Source organism: Bradyrhizobium sp. 22, from assembly GCF_000482425.1.
GTDB classification, from domain to species: Bacteria; Pseudomonadota; Alphaproteobacteria; order Rhizobiales; family Xanthobacteraceae; genus Bradyrhizobium; species Bradyrhizobium japonicum_B.
Genome location: NZ_KI519399.1, coordinates 2,443,753 through 2,464,079, shown reverse-complemented (window position 1 = coordinate 2,464,079; position 20,327 = coordinate 2,443,753). Strand labels below are relative to the sequence as shown.

Annotated in this window: 17 protein-coding genes and 1 pseudogene; 6 read left to right on the top strand and 12 right to left on the bottom strand. The window is 64.8% G+C overall.

Annotated elements, in window-relative coordinates:
- Nucleotides 1-116: 116 nt before the first annotated feature.
- The 5 genes from K410_RS0112955 to ltnD form a co-directional block, all read right to left on the bottom strand.
- The gene (locus K410_RS0112955; RefSeq protein ID WP_028135259.1) at nucleotides 117-1,805 is read right to left on the bottom strand and encodes a methyl-accepting chemotaxis protein; all 1,689 of its coding nucleotides are present in this window, start codon (nucleotides 1,803-1,805) and stop codon (nucleotides 117-119) included.
- 291 nt (nucleotides 1,806-2,096) lie between these two features.
- Entirely contained in the window at nucleotides 2,097-3,788 is a 1,692-nt protein-coding gene (locus K410_RS0112950; RefSeq protein ID WP_028135258.1) for a methyl-accepting chemotaxis protein, read from the bottom strand.
- Nucleotides 3,789-3,959: 171 nt separating this feature from the next.
- A complete protein-coding gene (gene otnK, locus K410_RS0112945; protein WP_028135257.1) occupies nucleotides 3,960-5,249 on the bottom strand; it encodes a 3-oxo-tetronate kinase in 1,290 nt (429 codons plus the stop codon).
- Nucleotides 5,246-6,028, bottom strand: coding sequence for a 2-oxo-tetronate isomerase (gene otnI, locus K410_RS0112940; RefSeq protein ID WP_028135256.1), 783 nt, complete (start codon nucleotides 6,026-6,028; stop codon nucleotides 5,246-5,248). The genes otnK and otnI overlap by 4 nt, the downstream gene beginning before the upstream one ends.
- A 17-nt stretch (nucleotides 6,029-6,045) precedes the next feature.
- Complete coding sequence (ltnD, locus tag K410_RS0112935; protein WP_028135255.1) at nucleotides 6,046-6,963, bottom strand: L-threonate dehydrogenase; 918 nt, start codon at nucleotides 6,961-6,963, stop codon at nucleotides 6,046-6,048.
- A 105-nt stretch (nucleotides 6,964-7,068) separates the two neighbouring features.
- On the opposite strand from ltnD, the pseudogene otnC reads away from it, so the two are divergent.
- Nucleotides 7,069-7,752: pseudogene (gene otnC, locus K410_RS36800) on the top strand (3-oxo-tetronate 4-phosphate decarboxylase); the annotation flags it as partial.
- 288 nt (nucleotides 7,753-8,040) lie between these two features.
- On the opposite strand, the gene K410_RS0112925 reads toward otnC, so the two are convergent.
- The 6 genes from K410_RS0112925 to K410_RS0112900 form a co-directional block, all read right to left on the bottom strand.
- Nucleotides 8,041-8,745, bottom strand: coding sequence for an ABC transporter ATP-binding protein (locus tag K410_RS0112925; RefSeq protein WP_028135254.1), 705 nt, complete (start codon nucleotides 8,743-8,745; stop codon nucleotides 8,041-8,043).
- Complete coding sequence (locus tag K410_RS0112920; protein WP_028135253.1) at nucleotides 8,729-9,460, bottom strand: ABC transporter ATP-binding protein; 732 nt, start codon at nucleotides 9,458-9,460, stop codon at nucleotides 8,729-8,731. Before K410_RS0112920 ends, K410_RS0112925 begins: the two co-directional genes overlap by 17 nt.
- Nucleotides 9,457-10,440 (bottom strand): branched-chain amino acid ABC transporter permease, encoded by a 984-nt coding sequence (locus K410_RS0112915; RefSeq protein WP_028135252.1) that lies wholly within the window; start codon nucleotides 10,438-10,440, stop codon nucleotides 9,457-9,459. Before K410_RS0112915 ends, K410_RS0112920 begins: the two co-directional genes overlap by 4 nt.
- Complete coding sequence (locus tag K410_RS0112910) at nucleotides 10,440-11,318, bottom strand: branched-chain amino acid ABC transporter permease (protein WP_028135251.1); 879 nt, start codon at nucleotides 11,316-11,318, stop codon at nucleotides 10,440-10,442. Before K410_RS0112910 ends, K410_RS0112915 begins: the two co-directional genes overlap by 1 nt.
- 165 nt (nucleotides 11,319-11,483) lie before the next feature.
- On the bottom strand, nucleotides 11,484-12,728 hold the full coding sequence (locus K410_RS0112905) for an ABC transporter substrate-binding protein (protein ID WP_028135250.1): 1,245 nt from the start codon (nucleotides 12,726-12,728) through the stop codon (nucleotides 11,484-11,486).
- An 89-nt stretch (nucleotides 12,729-12,817) separates the two neighbouring features.
- On the bottom strand, nucleotides 12,818-13,633 hold the full coding sequence (locus K410_RS0112900; protein WP_028135249.1) for a putative hydro-lyase: 816 nt from the start codon (nucleotides 13,631-13,633) through the stop codon (nucleotides 12,818-12,820).
- A gap of 119 nt (nucleotides 13,634-13,752) precedes the next feature.
- Between K410_RS0112900 and K410_RS0112895 the strand changes: the two genes are divergently transcribed.
- The 4 genes from K410_RS0112895 (at nucleotide 13,753) to K410_RS0112880 (ending at nucleotide 18,187) form a co-directional block, all read left to right on the top strand.
- On the top strand, nucleotides 13,753-14,670 hold the full coding sequence (locus tag K410_RS0112895; RefSeq protein WP_028135248.1) for a LysR family transcriptional regulator: 918 nt from the start codon (nucleotides 13,753-13,755) through the stop codon (nucleotides 14,668-14,670).
- Between the two features lie 122 nt (nucleotides 14,671-14,792).
- Complete coding sequence (locus K410_RS0112890) at nucleotides 14,793-16,043, top strand: Zn-dependent hydrolase (protein ID WP_028135247.1); 1,251 nt, start codon at nucleotides 14,793-14,795, stop codon at nucleotides 16,041-16,043.
- A 12-nt stretch (nucleotides 16,044-16,055) separates the two neighbouring features.
- On the top strand, nucleotides 16,056-16,967 hold the full coding sequence (locus tag K410_RS0112885; protein ID WP_028135246.1) for an NAD(P)-dependent oxidoreductase: 912 nt from the start codon (nucleotides 16,056-16,058) through the stop codon (nucleotides 16,965-16,967).
- A gap of 146 nt (nucleotides 16,968-17,113) precedes the next feature.
- Nucleotides 17,114-18,187 (top strand): malate/lactate/ureidoglycolate dehydrogenase, encoded by a 1,074-nt coding sequence (locus tag K410_RS0112880; protein ID WP_028135245.1) that lies wholly within the window; start codon nucleotides 17,114-17,116, stop codon nucleotides 18,185-18,187.
- A gap of 112 nt (nucleotides 18,188-18,299) precedes the next feature.
- Here K410_RS0112880 and K410_RS0112875 read toward each other — a convergent pair whose 3' ends face one another.
- Nucleotides 18,300-19,373, bottom strand: a complete 1,074-nt coding sequence (locus K410_RS0112875; RefSeq protein ID WP_028135244.1) for a tartrate dehydrogenase — start codon at nucleotides 19,371-19,373, stop codon at nucleotides 18,300-18,302.
- 155 nt (nucleotides 19,374-19,528) lie between these two features.
- On the opposite strand from K410_RS0112875, the gene K410_RS0112870 reads away from it, so the two are divergent.
- Entirely contained in the window at nucleotides 19,529-20,305 is a 777-nt protein-coding gene (locus K410_RS0112870; protein ID WP_028135243.1) for an SDR family oxidoreductase, read from the top strand.
- The last annotated feature ends 22 nt before the right edge of the window (nucleotides 20,306-20,327 follow it).

Here is a 20,327-nt window from a genome sequence, read left to right as displayed (position 1 = left end):
TCTCGACCGTAGAACTACGGCACGTGGAAGTGCGACTGCGAGCGAGATCATGCTACCAGCAAGACTGAACGAGCGGCGCTTTCTGGCGCCGCTCGCCGTTCGATCGGACAGAGACTCTACGCCGCGCGGACGGTGGTCAGGAACTTGCTGACTTCGGTCTTCAGCCGGCCCGAGTCGTTCGACAGCATCTGCGCCGCCGACAGCACCTGCGAGGAGGCGGATCCGGTCTCGGTCGCACCGCGCTGCACGTCGGTGATGTTCGACGAGACCTGCTGCGTGCCCTGCGCGGCCTGCTGCACGTTGCGGGCGATCTCCTGGGTCGCCGCGCCCTGTTCTTCCACGGCCGCGGCAATCGCCGACGAGATCTCCGACAGACGCTCGATGGTCGAGGAGATCTCCTTGATCGCACCGACCGATTCGTTGGTCGCCGCCTGGATGCCGGAGATCTGCTGACCGATCTCGCCGGTGGCCTTCGCGGTCTGCTCGGCGAGCGCCTTCACCTCGGAGGCGACGACGGCGAAACCGCGGCCGGCCTCACCCGCGCGCGCCGCCTCGATGGTCGCGTTCAACGCCAGCAGATTGGTCTGGCCGGCGATGGTGTTGATCAGCTCGACGACGTCGCCGATGCGGGCCGCCGCCTTCGACAGCTCGCTGACGCGCTCGGTGGTGGCGCGGGCCTGACCGACGGCATCGCCCGCCATCCGCGCCGATTCCTGCACCTGACGGCTGATCTCGCCGACCGACGAAGCCATCTCCTCGGTCGCCGAGGCCACCGACTGCACGTTGGTCGAGGCTTCCTCCGAAGCTCCGGCAACGGTGGTCGCCAGTCTCTGCGAGCGCTCGGCTGTTCCTGTGAGCGTGGTGGCCGACGCCTCAAGCTGGGTCGAAGCGGACGACACCGTTCCGATGATCTCACCCACCGCACCTTCGAAATCGTCGGCAAGCTTCAACATGTCAGCTTTGCGCTGCTCTGCGTTCCGGCGTTCGACCTCGACCTGCTCTGCCTTCAGGCGTTCCACTTCGATTGCATTGGTCTTGAAGACCTGGACCGCATTGGCCATCCGGCCGATTTCGTCCTTGCGTTCGGTGCCCGATATCGCCACCGAGGTATCACCCTTGGCAAGGGTACCCATCTCGGTGGTTATACGCTGAATGGGCCGGGTGACCACAACTGCGACGCCGAAAGCTCCCGCCAGCGAGAGCAACAAGGTAACGATGCCGCCGATCATCATGGCAAGCGTTCCATTGGCCGACGCCGCGTCGGAGGCTGCGGCACGTACGGTCAGCAGCGAACGCTCTTCCGCGTCCATCTCCTGCACAACGGCCCTCAATCCATCCATAGCCTTCTTGCCGGCGCCAGATGCTTCGAACTCGCGCGCCTTCGCCTGGGTTGCGGGATCCTTCATCATCGCGATTTCGCGCTGCGCAACATTCGTCGTCCAATCGCTGGCGAACGCCTTGACGCGATCAATGCGCTTCTGCTGAGCCGCGTTATCCGACGTCAGGCTGGCAACCTTTGCCACTGCCGCTTGAAACTGCTTCTGGCCGGACTCATAGGGACCTAGAAAGCCGGTATCGGCCGAAACGAGATAACCGCGGACACCTGTTTCCGAATTCACCATACCGCTGACGACCTCGGAGAGCTGCTCCAGCACCTGGTAGGTATGGACTGTCATCTTCGCGGTGGAATTCATCACGCCGAGGGAGTTGTAAATCGCCCAGCTGCTGACGGCCACGACGAGACAGATTGCCGCGAACACGGCGGACACCTTGGCGGAGACACGAACATTGTTGATCCAGGACATCATTTCCCCAATAGCATTCAAAAATTGCATGTCGAATCAACAGCCCGGTTTGCGGCGGTATGAATCTCGACCCCTTGTCGTATCACCGTTGACGTTGGAAAGTATTAGCGGCGCTACGCACTTCTACTGAGATACCGACAGGAACTCTGCCGCATTTTTACGGAGGAAGCTCCCGCCGTACTGCTGCGGTACGGCTCATCTGCGTCAGGACCGTCTGGTGGGCAAAAGTCCAACGCAAAAGGACGACGCCAATGGCGCCGCCCTTGCGCAGAGCAAATCTGTTGGGGAGGTTCAGGCTGCGCGGACGTTGGTCAGGAACTTGCTGACCTCGTTCTTCAACCGTCCGGAATCGTTCGACAGCATCTGTGCCGCCGACAGCACTTGCGAGGAGGCCGTGCCGGTCTCGGTCGCGCCGCGCTGCACGTCGGTGATGTTGGAGGAAACCTGCTGCGTGCCCTGTGCGGCCTGCTGCACGTTGCGGGCGATCTCCTGGGTCGCGGCGCCCTGCTCTTCGACCGCGGCTGCGATCGCCGAGGAGATTTCCGACAGACGCTCGATGGTCGAGGAGATTTCCTTGATGGCACCGACCGATTCGTTGGTCGCCGCCTGTATGCCGGAGATCTGCTGACCGATCTCGCCGGTGGCCTTCGCGGTCTGCTCGGCGAGCGCCTTCACCTCGGAGGCCACCACGGCAAAGCCACGGCCGGCTTCACCGGCACGGGCGGCCTCGATGGTCGCGTTCAGCGCCAGCAGATTGGTCTGGCCGGCGATGGTGTTGATCAGCTCGACGACGTCGCCGATGCGGGCCGCCGCCTTCGACAGCTCGCTGACACGCTCGGTGGTGGCACGCGCCTGACCGACCGCATCGCCGGCCATCCGCGCCGATTCCTGCACCTGACGGCCGATCTCGCCGACCGACGACGCCATCTCCTCGGTCGCCGAGGCGACCGACTGCACGTTGGTCGAGGCTTCCTCCGAAGCGCTGGCAACGGTGGTCGCCAGCCGCTGGGAACGGTCGGCGGTCGAAGTGAGCGTCGAGGCGGAGGCCTCCAGCTGAGTCGAGGCCGATGACACGGTCTGCACGATCTCGCCGATCATGGTTTCGAATTCGCGGGTGATGTCGTCGACGCGGCGGCCGCGCTCGATCTTGGCTTCGGCGTCCGCCGCCGCCGCCTCGTCCGCGGCTTTCTTCGCGATCAACGCCTCCTTGAAAATCTGGAGAACGTCGGCCATGGCGCCGATCTCCGTCTTCTCGCCGCGATGCGGGACCTCGGCGGAAAGATCGCCCCGGCCCAGCGCCTGCATCGGCTCGGTGATGGAATTGATGCCGTTTGAGACGTCGCGGACCAGATAGAAGCTGATACCGATGCCGATCAGGACGGCGGCGCCGAGAATGACCGAAACCAGCATGAAGGCGTAGGCGTAGCTGTCGGCTGCGTCCTGAGCGGCCTGATCGCCGCCCCTGATGTTGAGCTCGATGTCCTTGTTCAGGACCTCATCCGCCTGAAGCCCGATCTTGTTGACCGTTTTGGAGTTGAGCTCCTGCGCCTCGCGCGGGATCTTGCCCGCTTCCTTGCGCGACAAGGCCATCACCTCCTCGGTGCCCTTCTTGTACTCGTCCCAGAGCTTCGACCACTGGGTGTAGAGTGCCCGCTCTTCCGCGGAGCTGATCATGGCCTCGTACTTGCTGCGCGTCTTGGCGAGCGCCTCGGTCACGGTGGCGGCGGTTTTCTCCACCGCCAGCTTGTCGTCCAGAGCTTCGGCCAGCATGTGCTGACGCACCACGTTTCGATACGTGATCACTGCTGCGCGCAGGTCACCGATCACCCGGACGCTCGGCATCCAATTCGTCGAGATGTCGAGGGTGTTGGCGTTCATCGTCCGCATCTTCGTGACGGCGAGCAGGCCCATGCCGGTCATCGCAACCAGCAGGAACGCCACGACACTGATAATCTTGGCCCGGATGGAAAACTTGGCAAACATAATCGGGTCTCGTTGTGCTGGCGCGGGCGCGCGTCGGGAGCTCTAAAGAATCAACCAAAGGAGAGCAGCGCCGACATCAGACAGCAGACCGTCTGCGAAAGATGTTGACTGCGACTCCGCGCGAGCACGGAAGTCGAAAGAGATGAACAGGAACCTAAAAACGGTCTGCGCTCAGCGCATGAGCCTAAGCGCATCCGCGAAGAACTCCGGGCCGCCGAAGTTTCCGGACTTCAACGCGAGCAGCATTTCGCCTGCTGCGGCGCCGACGGCGCGCAGCACCGGCACGCCCGCGGCGATCTCCGCGCCGACGAGGAAGCCCGGGATTTCGAGCCGGTCGACGACCGCGCCGGATGTCTCGCCGCCGGCCACGATGAGCCGTCGAACCCCTGCTTTCACGAGGCTTTCCGCGATATCGGCCATCGCCTGCTCGATGGCGTGACCTGCAGCATCGCGGCCGTGGCGGGCCTGCAATGCGGCGACTTCCTCGGGCTTCGCGCTCGAGGCGATCAGCACCGGGCCGTCGGCAAGTCGCGGCCTCGCCCAGTCGAGCGCGCGCTCGGCTTCGTTCGCACCCGTAATAATACGGTCCTGGTCGAGACGGAGCACCGGCATGATGCGTTCGGCATTCGCGATCTGCTGAAGCGTGGCCTGCGAGCAGCTTCCGGCAAGACAGGCAGCCGACCCGCCGACGGCAGCTCCGCACTCGCTGCTGGCGGCACCGCGCTTGACCTTGCCCGTCGAGACCAGCGCGCGCGCGAGCCCAAGGCCGATGCCGGAGGCACCGACCGACAGGCGATGTTCGGCGGCGACGAGGCCGATGGTTTCGAGGTCGCGATCGAACACGGCGTCGATGATGGCAGCGCCGATACCCTTGCCGGCGAGCTCGGCCAGCCGCGCCCGCACGGCATCCGCGCCGCGCGCGACGGTCGCGAGGTCGACGAGACCGATCTGCGTCCTGCTCTGGCGCGCCAGCACGCGCACCAGGTTCGAATCGTGCATCGGGTTGAGTGGATGATCCTTCAGCGGGCTTTCGTTGAGCGGCACGGCGCCGACGAAGAGGTTGCCCTGGTACACGGTGCGGCCGGTCTCTGGGAACGCCGGCGTCACCAGAACGGCACCCTCGCCGCTGTCGGCGCGCAACGCGTCCATCACCGGACCGATATTGCCTAAATCGGTGGAATCGAAGGTCGAGCAGATCTTGAACAGCACGTGGCCCGCGCCGCGGCTGCGCAGCCATTTGTCCGCCGCGCGTGAGCGCGAGACGGCAAGTCCGGCCTCGATCGAGCGGCTCTTCAGCGACACCACGACAGCGTCGACCTCGGGCAACGCCAGATCGTCCGAGGGCACGCCGATGGTCTGCACGGTGCGCAGGCCGGCGCGCGTCAGCGTGTTGGCGAGATCGGAGGCGCCGGTGTAATCGTCGGCGATGCAGCCGAGAGAGATCGTTGCCGCACGTGTCACGGCTTCACTCCAGCATAGGGCTTGAACCAGGCGAGCCCATCAATGGTCTTGCCGCGCGGATTGTACTCGCAGCCGACGAAGCCGGCATAGCCGAGCCGGTCGAGCTCCTCGAACAGGAACGGATAGTTCAGCTCCTCGCCGTCGGGCTCGTTGCGCGAGGGGATGCTGGCGATCTGGATGTGGCCGATGATCGGCATCATCTCGCGCAGCCGCATGGTGACGTCGCCATGAATGATCTGGCAATGATAGATGTCGAACTGGAGCTTGAGGTTCGCAAGCCTCAGCTCCTGGATCAGGTCGCGAGCGAAGCCGAAATCGTTGAGAAAGTAGCCGGGCACGTTGCGCGCATTGATGGGCTCGATCACGACGTCGATGCCGTGAGGGGCGAAGAACTCCGCAGCCCAGGCCACCGATTTGTAGAACGCCTCGATCGCGACGCGTTCGCCGCGGTTGGCAATGCCGGCCATCAGGTGCAGGCGCTTGACGCCGGTCGCCTTGGCGTAGGGCAGCGCCGTCTCCAGGCTCGCCTTGAGGTCGTTGAATCGTGAGGGGAGCGCCGCAAAGCCCTTCTCGCCGGCATTCCAGTCGCCCGGCGGCAGGTTGAACAGCGCCTGGGTCAGGCCGTTGCGCTTCAGCCGCTCCCCGACCGCCTCGGCGGGATGCTCGTAAGGAAAGAGAAACTCGACCGCGGTGAAGCCGGCTTGCGCAGCGGCATCGAACCGATCGAGGAACGGCACCTCGGTGAACATCATCGAGAGATTGGCGGCAAAACGCGGCATTGGAAATCCCCTCAAACTTACTTGTCGCCGGGCAGCTTCACGCCGGTCACCTGGGCATACATGCGCGCCACCGACGCGTCATCGTCGCGGCCCATGCCGGCGGCTGATGTCATCAGGAACATCTGGAGCGCGGCGGCGGAGACCGGCACTGGAAATCGGGCACTGCGCGCCATGTCCTGGATGATGCCGAGATCCTTGACGAAGATCTCGACCGCGCTGCGCGGCGTATAATCGCCGTCCAGCACGTGCGGCATGCGGTTCTCGAACATCCAGGAATTGCCGGCGGAGGCCGTGATCACCTCATAGACCTTGCGGATGTCGAGTCCCTGCTTGGCCGCGAACGCCATCGCCTCCGAGGCGGCGGCGATGTGCACGCCGGCGAGCAGCTGGTTGATCATCTTGAAGGCAGCGCCCTGCCCGGCGGCATCGCCGAGCTCGTACAGCTTTGCGGCCATGGCATCGAGCGCGGGCCGCGCTTTCGCAAATGCAGCGGGACTGCCGGAGGCCAGGATCGTCAACTCGCCCTGCGCGGCACGCTGCGCCCCGCCGGAGATCGGCGCGTCCAGATAAAGCCGGCCCGTCGCCTCCAGCTGCCTGGCAAGGCGCCGCGCCACGTCCGGATCCATGGTGGCGGAGGAGACGAACACGCTACCCTTCGGCAAGGTCTCGGCGGCACCATCCTTGCCGAACAGGATCGTCTCAGTCTGCGCAGCATTGACGACGACGCTGACGACGATGTCGGCATCCTTGGCGGCCTCGGCCGGGGTCCTGGCCCCCGTCCCGCCATCCTTCACGAAACGCGCCACGGCGTCAGCCGAAACATCGCAGCCGGTGACCGCGTGGCCGGCGCGCTTCAGCGAGGTCGCCATGCCGTACCCCATCGAGCCGAGCCCGATGACGGCGATGCGCTGATTTTGTGGCGTGGAGGCGGACATGCAACTAACCCTTGCGAACGTTTCCCGGATGGCCGGCCTTTGCGGCGGGCTCGACGAACCGATAACACGGCTTGGTCGCGCTGCCAAAGCGTGAGACAAAAGGACATGACGGCCATGAGGACTGAAAACAGCAACGAGACGCGGCTGCGCGAGGATATCTGCCGCTTCGGACGGTCCCTGTTCGAGCGCGGGCTGACGCCGGGCTCCTCCGGCAATATCAGCGTCCGGCTGGACGGCGGCGGCTGGCTGGTGACGCCGACCAACGCCTCGCTCGGCTTCCTCGATCCGGCAAAGCTGTCGCGGCTGGACGATCAGGGCCGGCTGGTCTCTGGCGATGCGCCGACCAAGGAAGTTCCGCTGCATACGGCGCTGTACGATACGCGCGGCAATGCACGCGCGATCGTGCATCTGCACTCCACCCACTCCGTCGCGCTGTCGATGCTGCCCGAGATCGACCCGCGCGCCGTGCTGCCGCCGATGACGGCCTATTACCTGATGAAATGCGGCGCCACCGCGCTCGTGCCCTATTACCGCCCCGGTGATCCCGCGGTCGCGGACGCGATCAAGGGACTGGCGGGAAAGTACTCATCCGTGCTGCTCGCCAATCACGGTCCGGTGGTCGCCGGCGACACGCTGGAAGCGGCGGTGTTCGCGACGGAGGAATTGGAGGAAACGGCGAAGCTGTACCTGCTGCTGCGCGGGATGAACCCGCGCTGTCTGTCGCCGGAGCAGGTGAAGGATCTGGTGAAGGTGTTCGGGGTGACGCTGCCGGAGCATGGGCACGAGCATGGCGCGATGCAGGCAACGAGCCCGACGGACGCAGAGGTTGAAGCAGCGGCCCGGGTCCTTGATCGAGCCGGGCGTCACTATCGTTGGTGGCCAGAGACAAGCCCGGCATATGACGAGATCGGCAAGGCAGACCCGATTGCCAAAAGCGAATTTGATGGAATCGTCGAACAAATGTTGAAGGCCGCTTCCGCGGCGAAGAAAGCGTAGCCCGCATGAGCGCAGCGACATGCGGGACCACCTGCCCCGGATATCGCTGCGCTCATCCGGGCTACGGTAGCACGCTCGGAGCTACAGCCCCAGATACGCCTTCCGCACGTCGGGATTGCCCTTGATCTCGCTTGCGGCGCCCTGCATCAGCACGCGGCCGGTTTGCAGGATGTAGGCGCGGTCGGCGATCTCCAGGCACTCGGCCATGCGCTGCTCGACGATCAGCACGGTCATGCCGGCGTCGCGGATGCGCTTGACCGCCTGGAAGATCTCATCCACCAACTTCGGCATGATGCCCTGCGAGGGCTCGTCCAGCATCAACAGCCGCGGGCGTGTCATCAGGGCGCGACCAATCGCAAGCATCTGCTGCTCGCCGCCGGAGAGCGTCTCGGCGCGTTGCTCCAAACGCTCCTGAAGGCGCGGGAACAGCTTGAAGACGAGTTCGAGCGGTCCCTCGCGGTCGGCCTCGCCGCGATAGAGATAGCTGCCGAGGCGCAGATTGTCCCGCACCGACAGGCGCGGAAACAGGCGGCGGTTCTCCGGTACATAGGCGATGCCGGCCGCCGTGATGTGGTGCTGCGCCATGCCGTTGATCTGCTTGCCGTCGAAGGTCACGCTGCCCGAGCGCGGCCGCTCGGCCCCGGCGATCGATTTCAGCAGCGTCGACTTGCCGGCGCCGTTGGCACCGGCGACGCAGACGATCTCGCCCTTCTGGACCTCGATCGAGACCGCGGAGATCGCGACCAGGCCCTGATAGGCGGTCGTGACTTCACGCACCGACAGCATGACGATCTCCCAGATATGCCTTGATCACCTTGGGATCGCGGACGACGTCCGAAGGCTTGCCCTCGACCAGCACCTTGCCGAGGTCGAGCACGATGGCGCGGTCGACCAGCGGCATCACGATCTCCATGACGTGCTCGACCATCAGCACGGTGATGCCGGCATCGCGCACCTTGCGCACGAGCGCCACGCCGGTCTGCGCCTCGGTCGGCGTCAGGCCGGTGAGGACTTCGTCGAGCAGCAGCAGCTTCGGCTCGGTCGCGAGCGCGCGGGCGACTTCGAGGCGGCGCTTCTCGGCCGGCACGAGGTCGCTGGCGAGCACGTCGGCGCGCGCGGCAAGGCCGGTGAACTCCAAGACCTCGTGCGCCTTGCGGCGCGCCTCGCGCATCACCGTGTTGCGGACCAACGCCCCGACGATGACGTTGTCGATCACGGTCATGGTCTCGAAGCTCTTCACCACCTGGAAGGTGCGCCCGATGCCGCGCTGGCAGCGCGCCGCCGCCGGCATGTGGGTGACGTCCTCGCCATCGAACAGGATCGAGCCTTGGGTCGGTGGCAGCACGCCGGCGATGAGATTGAACAGCGTCGACTTGCCGGCGCCGTTAGGGCCGATCAGGCCGACGATCTCGCCGCGGCCGACCGAGATCGAGACGTCGCTGTTGGCGACGAGGCCGCCGAAGCGCTGCCAGACGCCGCGGGTTTCGAGGAGCGCGGTCATCGGGCGGCTCCCGTCTTCTTCGGCCGTGAGAACAGGCTGAGCAGCCCCCGCGGCAGGGCCAGCGAGATCAGGACGATCAGCGTGCCGTAGACGATGAGGTCGACGCCGCGCCCTGAGCCGCCGAACTTGAAGCGCGTCAGTTCGGTCAGCGGGATCAGGATGGCGGCCCCCAGCACCGGCCCCCACAGGGTGCCGATGCCGCCGAGCACGGCGGGCAGCGCCATCAGCAGCGAAAACTGGAAGCCCATGACGCTTTCGGGATCGATGTAGGAGACGAACTGGGCATAGAAGCTGCCGCCGATGGCGACCAGGAAGGCGGAGACCGCCGCCGCGCCCATCTTGGAATTGAACACGTCGACACCGAGGCTCTCGGCCGCCTCCGGGTTGTCCTTGACCGCGCGCCACCAGAATCCCCATTTGGAGTTTTCCAGCCACCAGGTCACGAACCAGGCGAGGCAGCACAGCGCGAGCGCGAAGTAGAAATACGGCAGCTTGGTGCGGAGGAATTGGAACTTCAACCAGCTATCGCCGCGGATCGGAATGGTGATGCCCATCGCAGCGCCGGCCCATTCCCAGTTGTGGAACAGCAGCAATCCGATCTCGGCGATGACGATTGTGGCGATCACGAAGTAGTGGCCGCGCAGGCGGAAGAAGGGATAGCCGAGCCCCATCGCGATCAGCGCCGACACCACGCCGCCGGCCAGCATGCCGAACCAGGGCAGCACGCCGAACTTGGTGAACAGCAGCTCGGTGGTGTAGGCACCCAGGCCGAAATACAGCGCGTGCCCGAGCGAAATCTGCCCGCAATAGCCGGACAGGATGTTCCAGCTCTGCGACAGACCCGCATACATCAGCGTGAGGATCAGGATGTTCTGAACGACGACGTCCTTGACGAACAATGGCGTCAGCGCCGCAATCATGGCGAGCGCCGCGGCGATGATGAGATCGCGGCGGCGCCGCGCTGCAAATTCCTTGTCCATCAGATCGATCCGAACAGGCCGCGCGGCCGGATGAAGACGACCAGCAGATAGACCGCGTAGATGCCGACCGATTTCAGCGACGGCGGCAGCACCAGGGCGGTGGTGGCTTCGACGAGCCCGACGATGATGCCGCCGGCGAAGGCGCCGAACACGCTGCCGAAGCCGCCGAGCGCCACGGTGACGTAGGCGATCAGGGCAAAGGACGCGCCAACGTCGGGATAGATGTAGAAGAAGCTCGCCATGATCGCGCCGGCGAGACCGACCAGCGCGGCGCCGAGGCCCCAGCCGAAGGCGAAGACACGGTTCTTGTCGATGCCGACCAGCGCGACCGCACCGGGATCTTCGCGGGTGGCTTCGATCGCGCGGCCGAAATCGGTGCGGTGGATGAAGACATAGAGACCTGCGAAGGCGGCGATCGAGACCAGCGCGCCGACCAGCTGCGGCTCCGGCAGGAAGATGCCGGCAATCGAGATGGTCTTGCCGCCGAGCCAGGATTGCGGAATGCTGCGATAATCAGGCGTGAAGAAGTACTGCGCGAGGCCCCGCATCACGATGGCGAGGCCGAACGTGGTGAAGATCTGCACCATGCCGGCATTGGCCTTGGCCCGCATGGCGAAGCGCACAATCAGCAAGTAGATCACCGCTCCGAAGATGAAGAGCGCGGCAGCGACCAATGGCGCGGACAGCAAGGGGTCGATGGCGAAGAACGCGAACAGGAAGAAGGACAGATACATCGCGATCATCAGGAACTCGCCATGGGCGAAGTTCGTGACGTCCATCAGGCCGAAGATCAGCGCGAGGCCGACTGCGATCAATCCGTAGAGCAGGCCCATAAGCAGGCCGCTCGCGAGACTTTGGATAATGGCTTGGGCTGTCAAAAGTCGTCCCCCGTTCGAAACGTCATCGTTGCTCCGTCATTGCGAGCAAAGCGAAGCAATCCAGCATCCCGCCACGTAGACAGTCTGGATTGCTTCGTCGCTTCGCTCCTCGCAATGACGAGGCTCGCGCGACGATCGCGATGTGCTCCCCTGCTCCCGCAGCGCTTACTTCATCGGCCAGACCGCCTCGGCGATCGCAGCCTGCGGCGGGAAGATGGTGACGAACTTGCCGCCGATATATTGCAGCAGCACGGGGTCGGCGTCGTTGTTCTGGCCCATCTCGTCGAATTTGACGCGCTTCCAGGGCATGATGGTCTGCTCGCCCGGGATGTCAGTCGCCGCCAGCGCGTCGCGGATCTTCTCGCCGTCGGTCGATTTGGCCCGACTGATGGCGTCGGCGAGGATGATCAGGCCCATGAACTGGCGCGAGGTGAGATCGTTGAAGTCCTTGCCCGACTTCGCCTTGAACATGTCGTTGATCTTGCCGACCATCGGCCGCTTCTGCGCGAGGTCGAGCGAGAAGGTGCCGCGCGAGATCACGCCTTCGAGCTTGTCGCCGACGGCATCATAGAGAGCCTTCTCGGAGAAGCCGGCGTCCTGCGCCACGATCGCATTCGGCTTGTAGCCGAGCTCGGCCATGGTCTTGACCAGGAGGATGCCGTCGGTGGTGTAGCTCGAGGGCATCAGCACGTCGGCATTCGCCGACTTGAGCTGCTGCACCTCGGCCGAGAGCGAGGGCGAGTTGGCGCGATACTTGATGTCGGTGACGATCTTGTAGCCGCGCTCACCCGCGATCTTGGCCTGGGCGTTGCCGGAATCGGTGCCGAAGATGGTGTCCTCGTGGAACAGCGACAGCGTCTCGATCTTGGTGCCCTTCTTCTTCATGGCATCGAAGAAGTCGAACATGGCGGCCGAGTACATCTCGTCGTGCGGCGCGGCGCGGAAATAGTACTTCAGGCCGCGGCGATGCAGGCTCGGAGAGGAATTGTCGGCGGAGACGAACGGGACCTGATAGCGCTCGCAGATCTGGCTGACGGTGACGGCGACGGCGCTCTGGTAGGTGCCGATGATGGCGCAGACCTTCTCCTGCGTGATCAGGCGCTCGGCCTCGGCGCGGCCCTTCTGCGGATCGGCCTGGTGGTCGGCGAAGACGAGACGGATCTTCGCGCCGCCGAGGCCCGGCAGGCCTTCGCCCTTGGCCAGCGGCAGGCCGAAATCGGTATCCTTGTTGATGACCTCGAGCGCGGTCTCGTAGGCCTTCTGTGCATCGACACCCTGCTGCGCGCTGCCGCCGGAGAACGGATAGATCACGCCGATCACGACCTCCGACGTCTGTGCGCGTGCAGCGAGAGGCACCAGTGCAGCGGTGGCGGTGGCACCTAACAACACGTCGCGGCGAGTGATCGTCATGGCAGAGTCCTTTGTGACTGAATTTCAGATGATCGAATGAAGCGATTGACGGATGCGGTAAAGCTCGAAGAAGCAGCAGATGCTGCCCGTTAAATCACGGCCAGGGTCCTGTTCTTGAGATCCGTGACCAGCATCAGGCCGGGCGAATGCGTGATCGCGAACGGAAGCTTGGCGGCGTTGATGACCGATTGCGGGGTGACGCCGCAGGCCCAGAACACCGGGATCTCGTCGTCGGCGACGGTCACCGGATCGCCGTAGTCGGGCTTGGAAATGTCCTTGATGCCGATCAGATGCGGGTGGCCGAGATGCACGGGCGCGCCGTGCACGGCGGGATAGCGCGAGGTGATCTGCACCGCGCGGATCGCATCCGCCGGCTTGAACGGGCGCATCGATACCACCATGGGACCTGCGAACGGTCCGGCCTCGCCGCAAGGAATGTTGGTGCGGTACATCGGCACGCGCACGTTCTGCTCGATGTGACGGATCGGCATGCCCTCGTCGAGCAGCGCCTCCTCGAACGAGAACGAGCAGCCGAGCACGAAGGTGACGAGATCGTCGCGCCAGTACTTGGTCACGTCGATCGGCTCGTCGACGATCTCGCCATCGCGCCAGACGCGGTAGCGCGGCACGTCGGTGCGGATGTCGAGGTCGGCGCCGAGCGCCGGGATGAAAGGGCTGCCGACATCGGACATGCCGATGATCGGGCACGGCTTGGGATTGAGCTGACAGAAGCGGTGAAAGGCGCCGGCATAGTCCGCCGGCAGGATCGCCAGATTGCCCTGGACGAAGCCCGGGGCGACGCCGGCGGTGGAGGCGACCAGCCCCTCGCGGTAAGCGAGCCGGGCCTTGCGGCTCGGCAGCGTGTCGGTTGTTTCAGTTTGCTGCGCTGCCACCAAAACAGTCATGTGATTGACCTGCCCATAAACTCGACAAAGACAAGCCAACACCACGCGTGCTATAAAGTCTAATCGTCGTTTCTAATCAATATCGATAAATCTGATTTATCGAATGGGAAAATCCTTCCATGCTGGACTTCAGGTCGATCGAGACGTTCCTGTGGGTGGTGAAGCTCGGCAGCTTTCGCGGCGCCGCCCAACGGCTCAACACCACCCAGCCGGCGATCTCCCAGCGCATCGCCCAGCTCGAGCGCGAGATGGGGGTGAAGCTGCTCAATCGCGATCATCGCGTGGCCTCACCGACCCCGAGCGGCCGGCAGATGATGGTCTATGCGGAGAAGCTCATCGGGCTGCGCGCACAGATGATGGCGGAGATCAGCGATGCCTCGGCGATGCGCGGCGTGATGCGGCTTGGCGTCGCCGAGACCATCGTGCACACCTGGCTGCCGCGCCTCGTGAAGAGCGTCAACCAAGTCTATCCGAACCTGTCGCTGGAGATCGAGGTCGACATCACGCCGAACCTCACCGCGCGCCTGCTCGCGCAGGAGATCGAGCTTGCGTTCGTGGTGGGACCGCTGTCCGCCTCCGGCGTGCACAACCGCGTGCTCGCCGATTATCCGATCGGGTTTCTCGCAAGTCCTTCGCTCGGGCTCGGCAAGGGCCCGGTGACGCCGGCCGACCTCGCGCGATTTCCGATCATCACCTTCCCGCGCAAGACCAAGCCCTACGAGGTGGTGCGCGAGGTGTTCGACCGGCCGGAGCTGCCGCCGATCCGCCTGCATGCGTCCGCCTCGCTCGCCACCGTCATCCACATGGCGGTCGAGGGGCTGGGCGTCGCCGTGATCCCCGACGCCATCGTCGAGAGCGAGCTCGCCGACGGGCGGCTGCAGCTGCTCGACACCGATCTGGCGATCGCGCCGCTGACCTTCACCGCGAGCTGGCTCGCCTCGCCCGACGTCGTTGCCGTGGAGCGCGTCGCCGAGCTTGCACGGCAGATTGCGCAGAGCAGCCTCGCGGTTGACGCGCCCGCGCAAGCGCGTCATTGAAAAAGGCGCCGGACAACCTTCAACGTCATTCCGGGATGGTGCGCAGCACCAGACCCGGAATCTCGAGATTCCGGGTTCGACTCTTCGGGCCGCCCCGGAATGACAACTGAGAGACTGACCGCATGAGCCGAGCCGCCACCAATTTGCAGATCGATTCCGCCCGCCTCTGGGGCTCCATCCACGAGACCGCGCAATTCGGCGCGACGGCCAAGGGCGGCGTGCGGCGACTGACGTTGAGTGCCGAGGACAAGCAGGTGCGCGACTGGTTCCGCAAGGCCTGCGAGGAGGCTGGCCTCGAGGTGCACACCGATGCGCTCGGTTCGCAATTCGGTCTGCGCAAGGGCCGCGACATGTCGAAACTGCCGGTCGGCATCGGCTCGCATCTCGACACCCAGCCGACCGGCGGCAAGTATGACGGCATCCTGGGCACGCTCGGCGCGCTGGAGGTGATCCGTACCCTGAACGATGCCGGGATCGAGACCGAAGCGCCGATCTGCGTCGTCAACTGGACCAATGAGGAAGGCTCGCGCTTCGCACCTGCAATGATGGCCTCCGCCGCTTACGTCGGCGACTTCACCACCGACGACATTTTGTCGCGCAAGGATGCCGAGGGCACCACCGTCGGCCAGGCGCTCGACAGCATCGGCTATCGCGGCGACAGGCCGGTCGGCTTCCAGAAGCTTGGCTGCTTCGTCGAATTGCATATCGAGCAGGGCCCGATCCTGGAGGCCGAGGGCAAGACCATCGGCGTCGTCGATTCCGGCCAGGGCGTGCTTTGGTACGACGGCAAGATCTCCGGCTTCGAGAGCCATGCCGGCTCGACCCCGATGCCGCTGCGGCGCGATGCGCTCGCGACATTGTCGGAGATCGTGCTGGCGATGGAGGCCATCGCGAAGAAGCACGGGCCGAAGGCGGTCGGCACCATCGGCGAGGCCGTGATCGCCAACCCCTCGCGCAACGTCATTCCCGGCGAGATCGCCTTCACCATGGATTGCCGCAGCGCGGATGGCGCGATCATGGACGCGCTGGACCGCGATTTGCGCGCCGCGATTGCCGAGATCGCCGCACGCCGCAAGGTCGAGGTGAAGATCGATCTGGTCTGGCGCAAGCCGCCGACGCATTTCGACCCCAAGCTGATCGCAGCGGTGGAGAGCGCGGCGAAGACGCTCGGCTATTCCTCGCGCCGCATCACGTCCGGCGCCGGCCACGACGCCTGCAACCTCAACACCGTGATGCCTGCGGCGATGGTGTTCGTGCCCTGCAAGGACGGCATCAGCCACAACGAGCTGGAGGACGCCACGCAGGGCGATTGCGCCGCAGGTACCAACGTCCTCATGCATACCGTGCTGGCGATCGCCGGCGTCGCGTCCTGATCGGAGAGAGCCATGCGCGGAGTTTTCGTCGACGCCAACGAAGCCCTTGCCGTGATCATGGAGCGGCTGGGGAAGCCCGGCGATCCCAAGGTGCGGATCCACCGGGACCCCGACATCAAGCCGGAGCAATACCCTGAAATCCTCGACGGCGCCGAGATCGCGATCGTCGACCACACCGCGCTGCCGACCGAGGTTGCGAAGAAGTGCACCGGCCTCAAGCACGTCGTGTTCCTCGGCACCGGCGCACGCAGCTACATGAACCCGGAGGAGCTCGCCGAGCTCGGCATCTCCGTGCATCTGATCAAGGGCTACGGCGACACTGCGGTCGCCGAAGCCGCGATTGCGCTGATGTGGGCTTCCGCCCGCGTCATCGCGATGATGGACCGCGAGATGCGCGTCGGCAACTGGCTGCGCGAGGACGGCATGCAGCTCACCGGCAAGACGCTCGGGCTGATCGGCTTCGGCGGCATCGCCGCGGAGGTCGCGCGCATCGCCTCCGGCAGCGGCATGAAGGTGATCGCCTGGAATCGCTCGCCGAAGAGCCATCCGGGCGTCGAATTCACCGATCTCGACACGGTGCTGGCGAGGAGCGATGTCGTGTCGCTGCATCTGCTGCTCAACGACGAGACGCGCGGCATGATCACGCGCGAGAAGATCGCCAAAATGAAGCCGGGCGTCATCTTCGTCAACACCGCGCGCGCCGCGATCGTCGACGAAGCCGCCATGATCGAGGCGCTGAAGTCGGGCCACATCCGCCATGCCGGCCTCGACGTCTTCAACACCGAGCCCTTGCCCGGCGATCATCCGCTGACGAAGCTGCCGAACGTGACGCTATCGGCGCATTCCGCCTTCCGCACGCCGGAAGCGAGCGAGAACCTGATCGAAGCGGCATTGGTCCATTGCCGCCGCATCGTAAAATCGTAGGGTGGGTTAGCCGAGCAGATGCGCAAAGCGCATCGGCTCGGCGCAACCCACCTCTTCTGCTTCCGTGGGGAAAGAAGTGGTGGGTTACGCTTCGCTAACCCACCCTACACAACCCGCCACATCGTGAAAGGACAAGAGCAACAACAATGGCCGACTACCGCACCATCAAGGCTGAGCCGCTCACCAGTGCCATTCACGCCATCGTCAAGGCCGGCGGCTCATCCGACCGCGAGGCCGAGCTGGTCGCCACCAATCTCGTCGAAGCCAATCTCAAGGGCCACGACTCGCACGGCGTCGGCATGATTCCGCGCTATGTCCAGAGCGTCACCAATGGCGGCCTCGCCGTGAACCAGCACGTCAAGATCGTTCTCGATACCGGTCCGCTGCTCACGCTCGACGGCCTCACCGGCTACGGCCAGGTGATCGGCCATGAAGCGATGGAGCTGGCGGCCGAGCGCGCCAAGCGCAACGGCGTGTGCCTGGTCGGCCTTTCCAACGCGCATCACATCGGCCGCATCGGCCATTGGGCCGAGCAGTGCATCGACCACGGCCTGGTCTCGATCCATTTCGTCAACGTGATCTCGCGGCCGATCGTGGCGCCCTGGGGCGGCAGCGATGCGCGCCATGGCACCAACCCGTTCTGCGTCGGCATTCCGCGAAGCGGCAAGGACCCGATCGTGCTGGACTTCGCCACCAGCAGGATCGCGCAGGGAAAGACCCGCGTCGCCCACAACAAGGGCGTCGAGCTGGAGCCCGGCACCATCATCGATCATGAGGGCAAACCCACCGTCAACCCGCGCTACACCGTGGTCCCGCCGTACGGCGCCATCCTCCCCTTCGGCGAGCACAAGGGCTCGGGCCTCGCGCTTGTGTGCGAGATCCTCGGCGGCGCGCTCTCCGGTGGTCAGGTGGTGAAGGGTTCGTCGGACGGCAAGCACAACGTCCTCAACGGCATGCTCTCGATCGTCATCGATCCCGGCAAGCTTGGCACCGGCGAGAACCTCGCGCGCGAAGTCGAGAGTTTCGTCGCCTGGCATACCGGCTCGCCGCCCGCGCCCGGCGTCGACAAGGTCAGAATCGCGGGCGAGCCCGAGCGCGAAACCAAGAAAAAGCGTCTCGCTGAAGGCATTCCGGTCGACCCAACGACCTGGCAGGAGATTCTGGAGGCCGGAAAAAAGTTCGGCCTGGATCAGGCCGCGATCGAGAAGATCGCGGGCTAAGTAGAAGCCGGTATCTATCCGCTGTCGTCCCGGACAGGCGCGCCGATCCGGGACCATGATCACAGGACGTGGTTCGGCGAGGACTCGCGGCTACCTGCCTCGCTCCGCAGCCTTAATCCACCATGTCCGCAACGGCCTTGCCGCACGCCGTGGTGTCGGCGTTGCCGCCGAGATCCTTCGTGCGCAGCGTGCGTTCGGCCAGCGTGCGCTCGATCGCCTCGACGATCGACTTGCCGGCTTCCTTCTCACCGAGATGCTCGAGCATCATTGCGCCGGACCAGATCGCCCCGATCGGGTTCGCAATCCCCTGCCCCGCAATATCGGGCGCCGAGCCGTGCACCGGCTCGAACACCGAGGGAAAGTCCCCCTCGGGATTGATGTTGCCTGACGGTGCGATGCCGATCGTGCCGGTGCAGGCCGGGCCGAGATCGGACAGGATATCGCCGAACAGGTTGGAGCCGACCACGACGTCGAACCAGTCCGGATGCAGCACGAAGTTCGCGGTCAGGATGTCGATGTGGTACTTGTCCCACTTTACGCCCGGATATTTCTTGGCCATCGCCTCCACGCGCTCGTCCCAATAGGGCATGGTGATCGAGATGCCGTTGGACTTGGTCGCCGAGGTCAGGTGCTTCTTCGGCCGCGACTGCGCGAGCTCGAAGGCGAATTTCAGGATGCGGTCGACGCCGGTGCGGGTCATTACCGTCTGCTGGGTCACGAACTCGCGGTCGGTATCCGGGAACATGCGGCCGCCGACCGAGGAATATTCGCCTTCGGTGTTCTCGCGCACCACCCAGAAATCGATATCGCCGGGCTTACGGCCCGCCAGCGGCGACGGCACGCCGGGCATCAGCCGCACCGGGCGCAGGTTCACATATTGGTCGAACTCCCTGCGGAACTTGATCAGCGAGCCCCACAGCGAGACGTGGTCCGGAATCTTAGCCGGCCAGCCGACCGCACCGAAATAGATCGCATCGTGCTTGCCGATCTTCTCCTTCCAGTCATCGGGCATCATCTGGCCGTGCTTCTCGTAATAGTCCCAGGACGAGAAGTCGAAATGGTCGAAATGCAGGGCGACGCCGTGCTTCTTCGCCGCCGCCTCCAGGACACGCAGGCCCTCGGGCATCACTTCCTTGCCGATGCCGTCGCCGGGAATGACCGCGATCCGGTATTGTTTCTTGCTCATCGAGAACGTCCTTGGTTGGTCCGGCAGCCGCCGCCTTTTTGACCGCACTGCAATGGACCAAACGCGTCGGCAGTGCAACGCTGCACTGCAATGTTGACCGTGGCGCGGCCAAGCGCCTACTGATTTGATCCTGTTCCTATCCTGCGAGTCCCCTCATGGATCTGCATCTGCGTGGCAAGCGCGTCCTGATCACGGGCGCGTCCAAGGGCATTGGCGCTGCCGCCGCCGAGGCATTTGCCGAGGAAGGCGCACATCTCCTGCTCGCCGCCCGCAGCGGCGAGGCGCTGAAGGCGCTGGCCGACCGACTGCGCGCCGCCCACCAGATCGATGCCGCAACGAGCATCGTGGATCTGCGCAAGGAAGAGGACGTGGCGCGGCTCGCCAGGGAAGCTGCTGACATCGACATTCTCGTCAACAATGCCGGCGACATTCCCGGCGGCTCGATCGACAAGATCGACGAGGCCGCCTGGCGCCACGCCTGGGAATTGAAGGTGTTCGGCTATATCAACCTGACGCGGCATATCTACGCGCAGATGAAGGCCAAGGGCGGCGGCGTCATCGTCAACGACATCGGCGCGGCCGGCGAGAAGTTCGACGCCAATTACATCTGCGGCAGCGCCGGCAATGCCGCGCTGATGGCCTTCACCCGCGCGCTCGGCAGCAAGAGTCTCGCCGACAACATCCGCGTTGTCGGCATCAATCCGGGCCCTGTCGGCACTGACCGCCACATCAGCCAGCTCAAGACGCGGGCAAAGCACCAGTTCGGCGACGAAAGCCGCTACAAGGAATTCCAGAAGGGCCTGCCGCTCGGCCGCCCCGCACATGCGCGCGAGATCGGCGACCTCATGGCATTCCTGGCCTCGGACCGCGCCGGCTATACGTCGGGCGTGATCTACACGGTGGACGGCGGCATCAGCGCGGGTTGGGGTTAGCTGCCCGAGAATTTTCTAACAC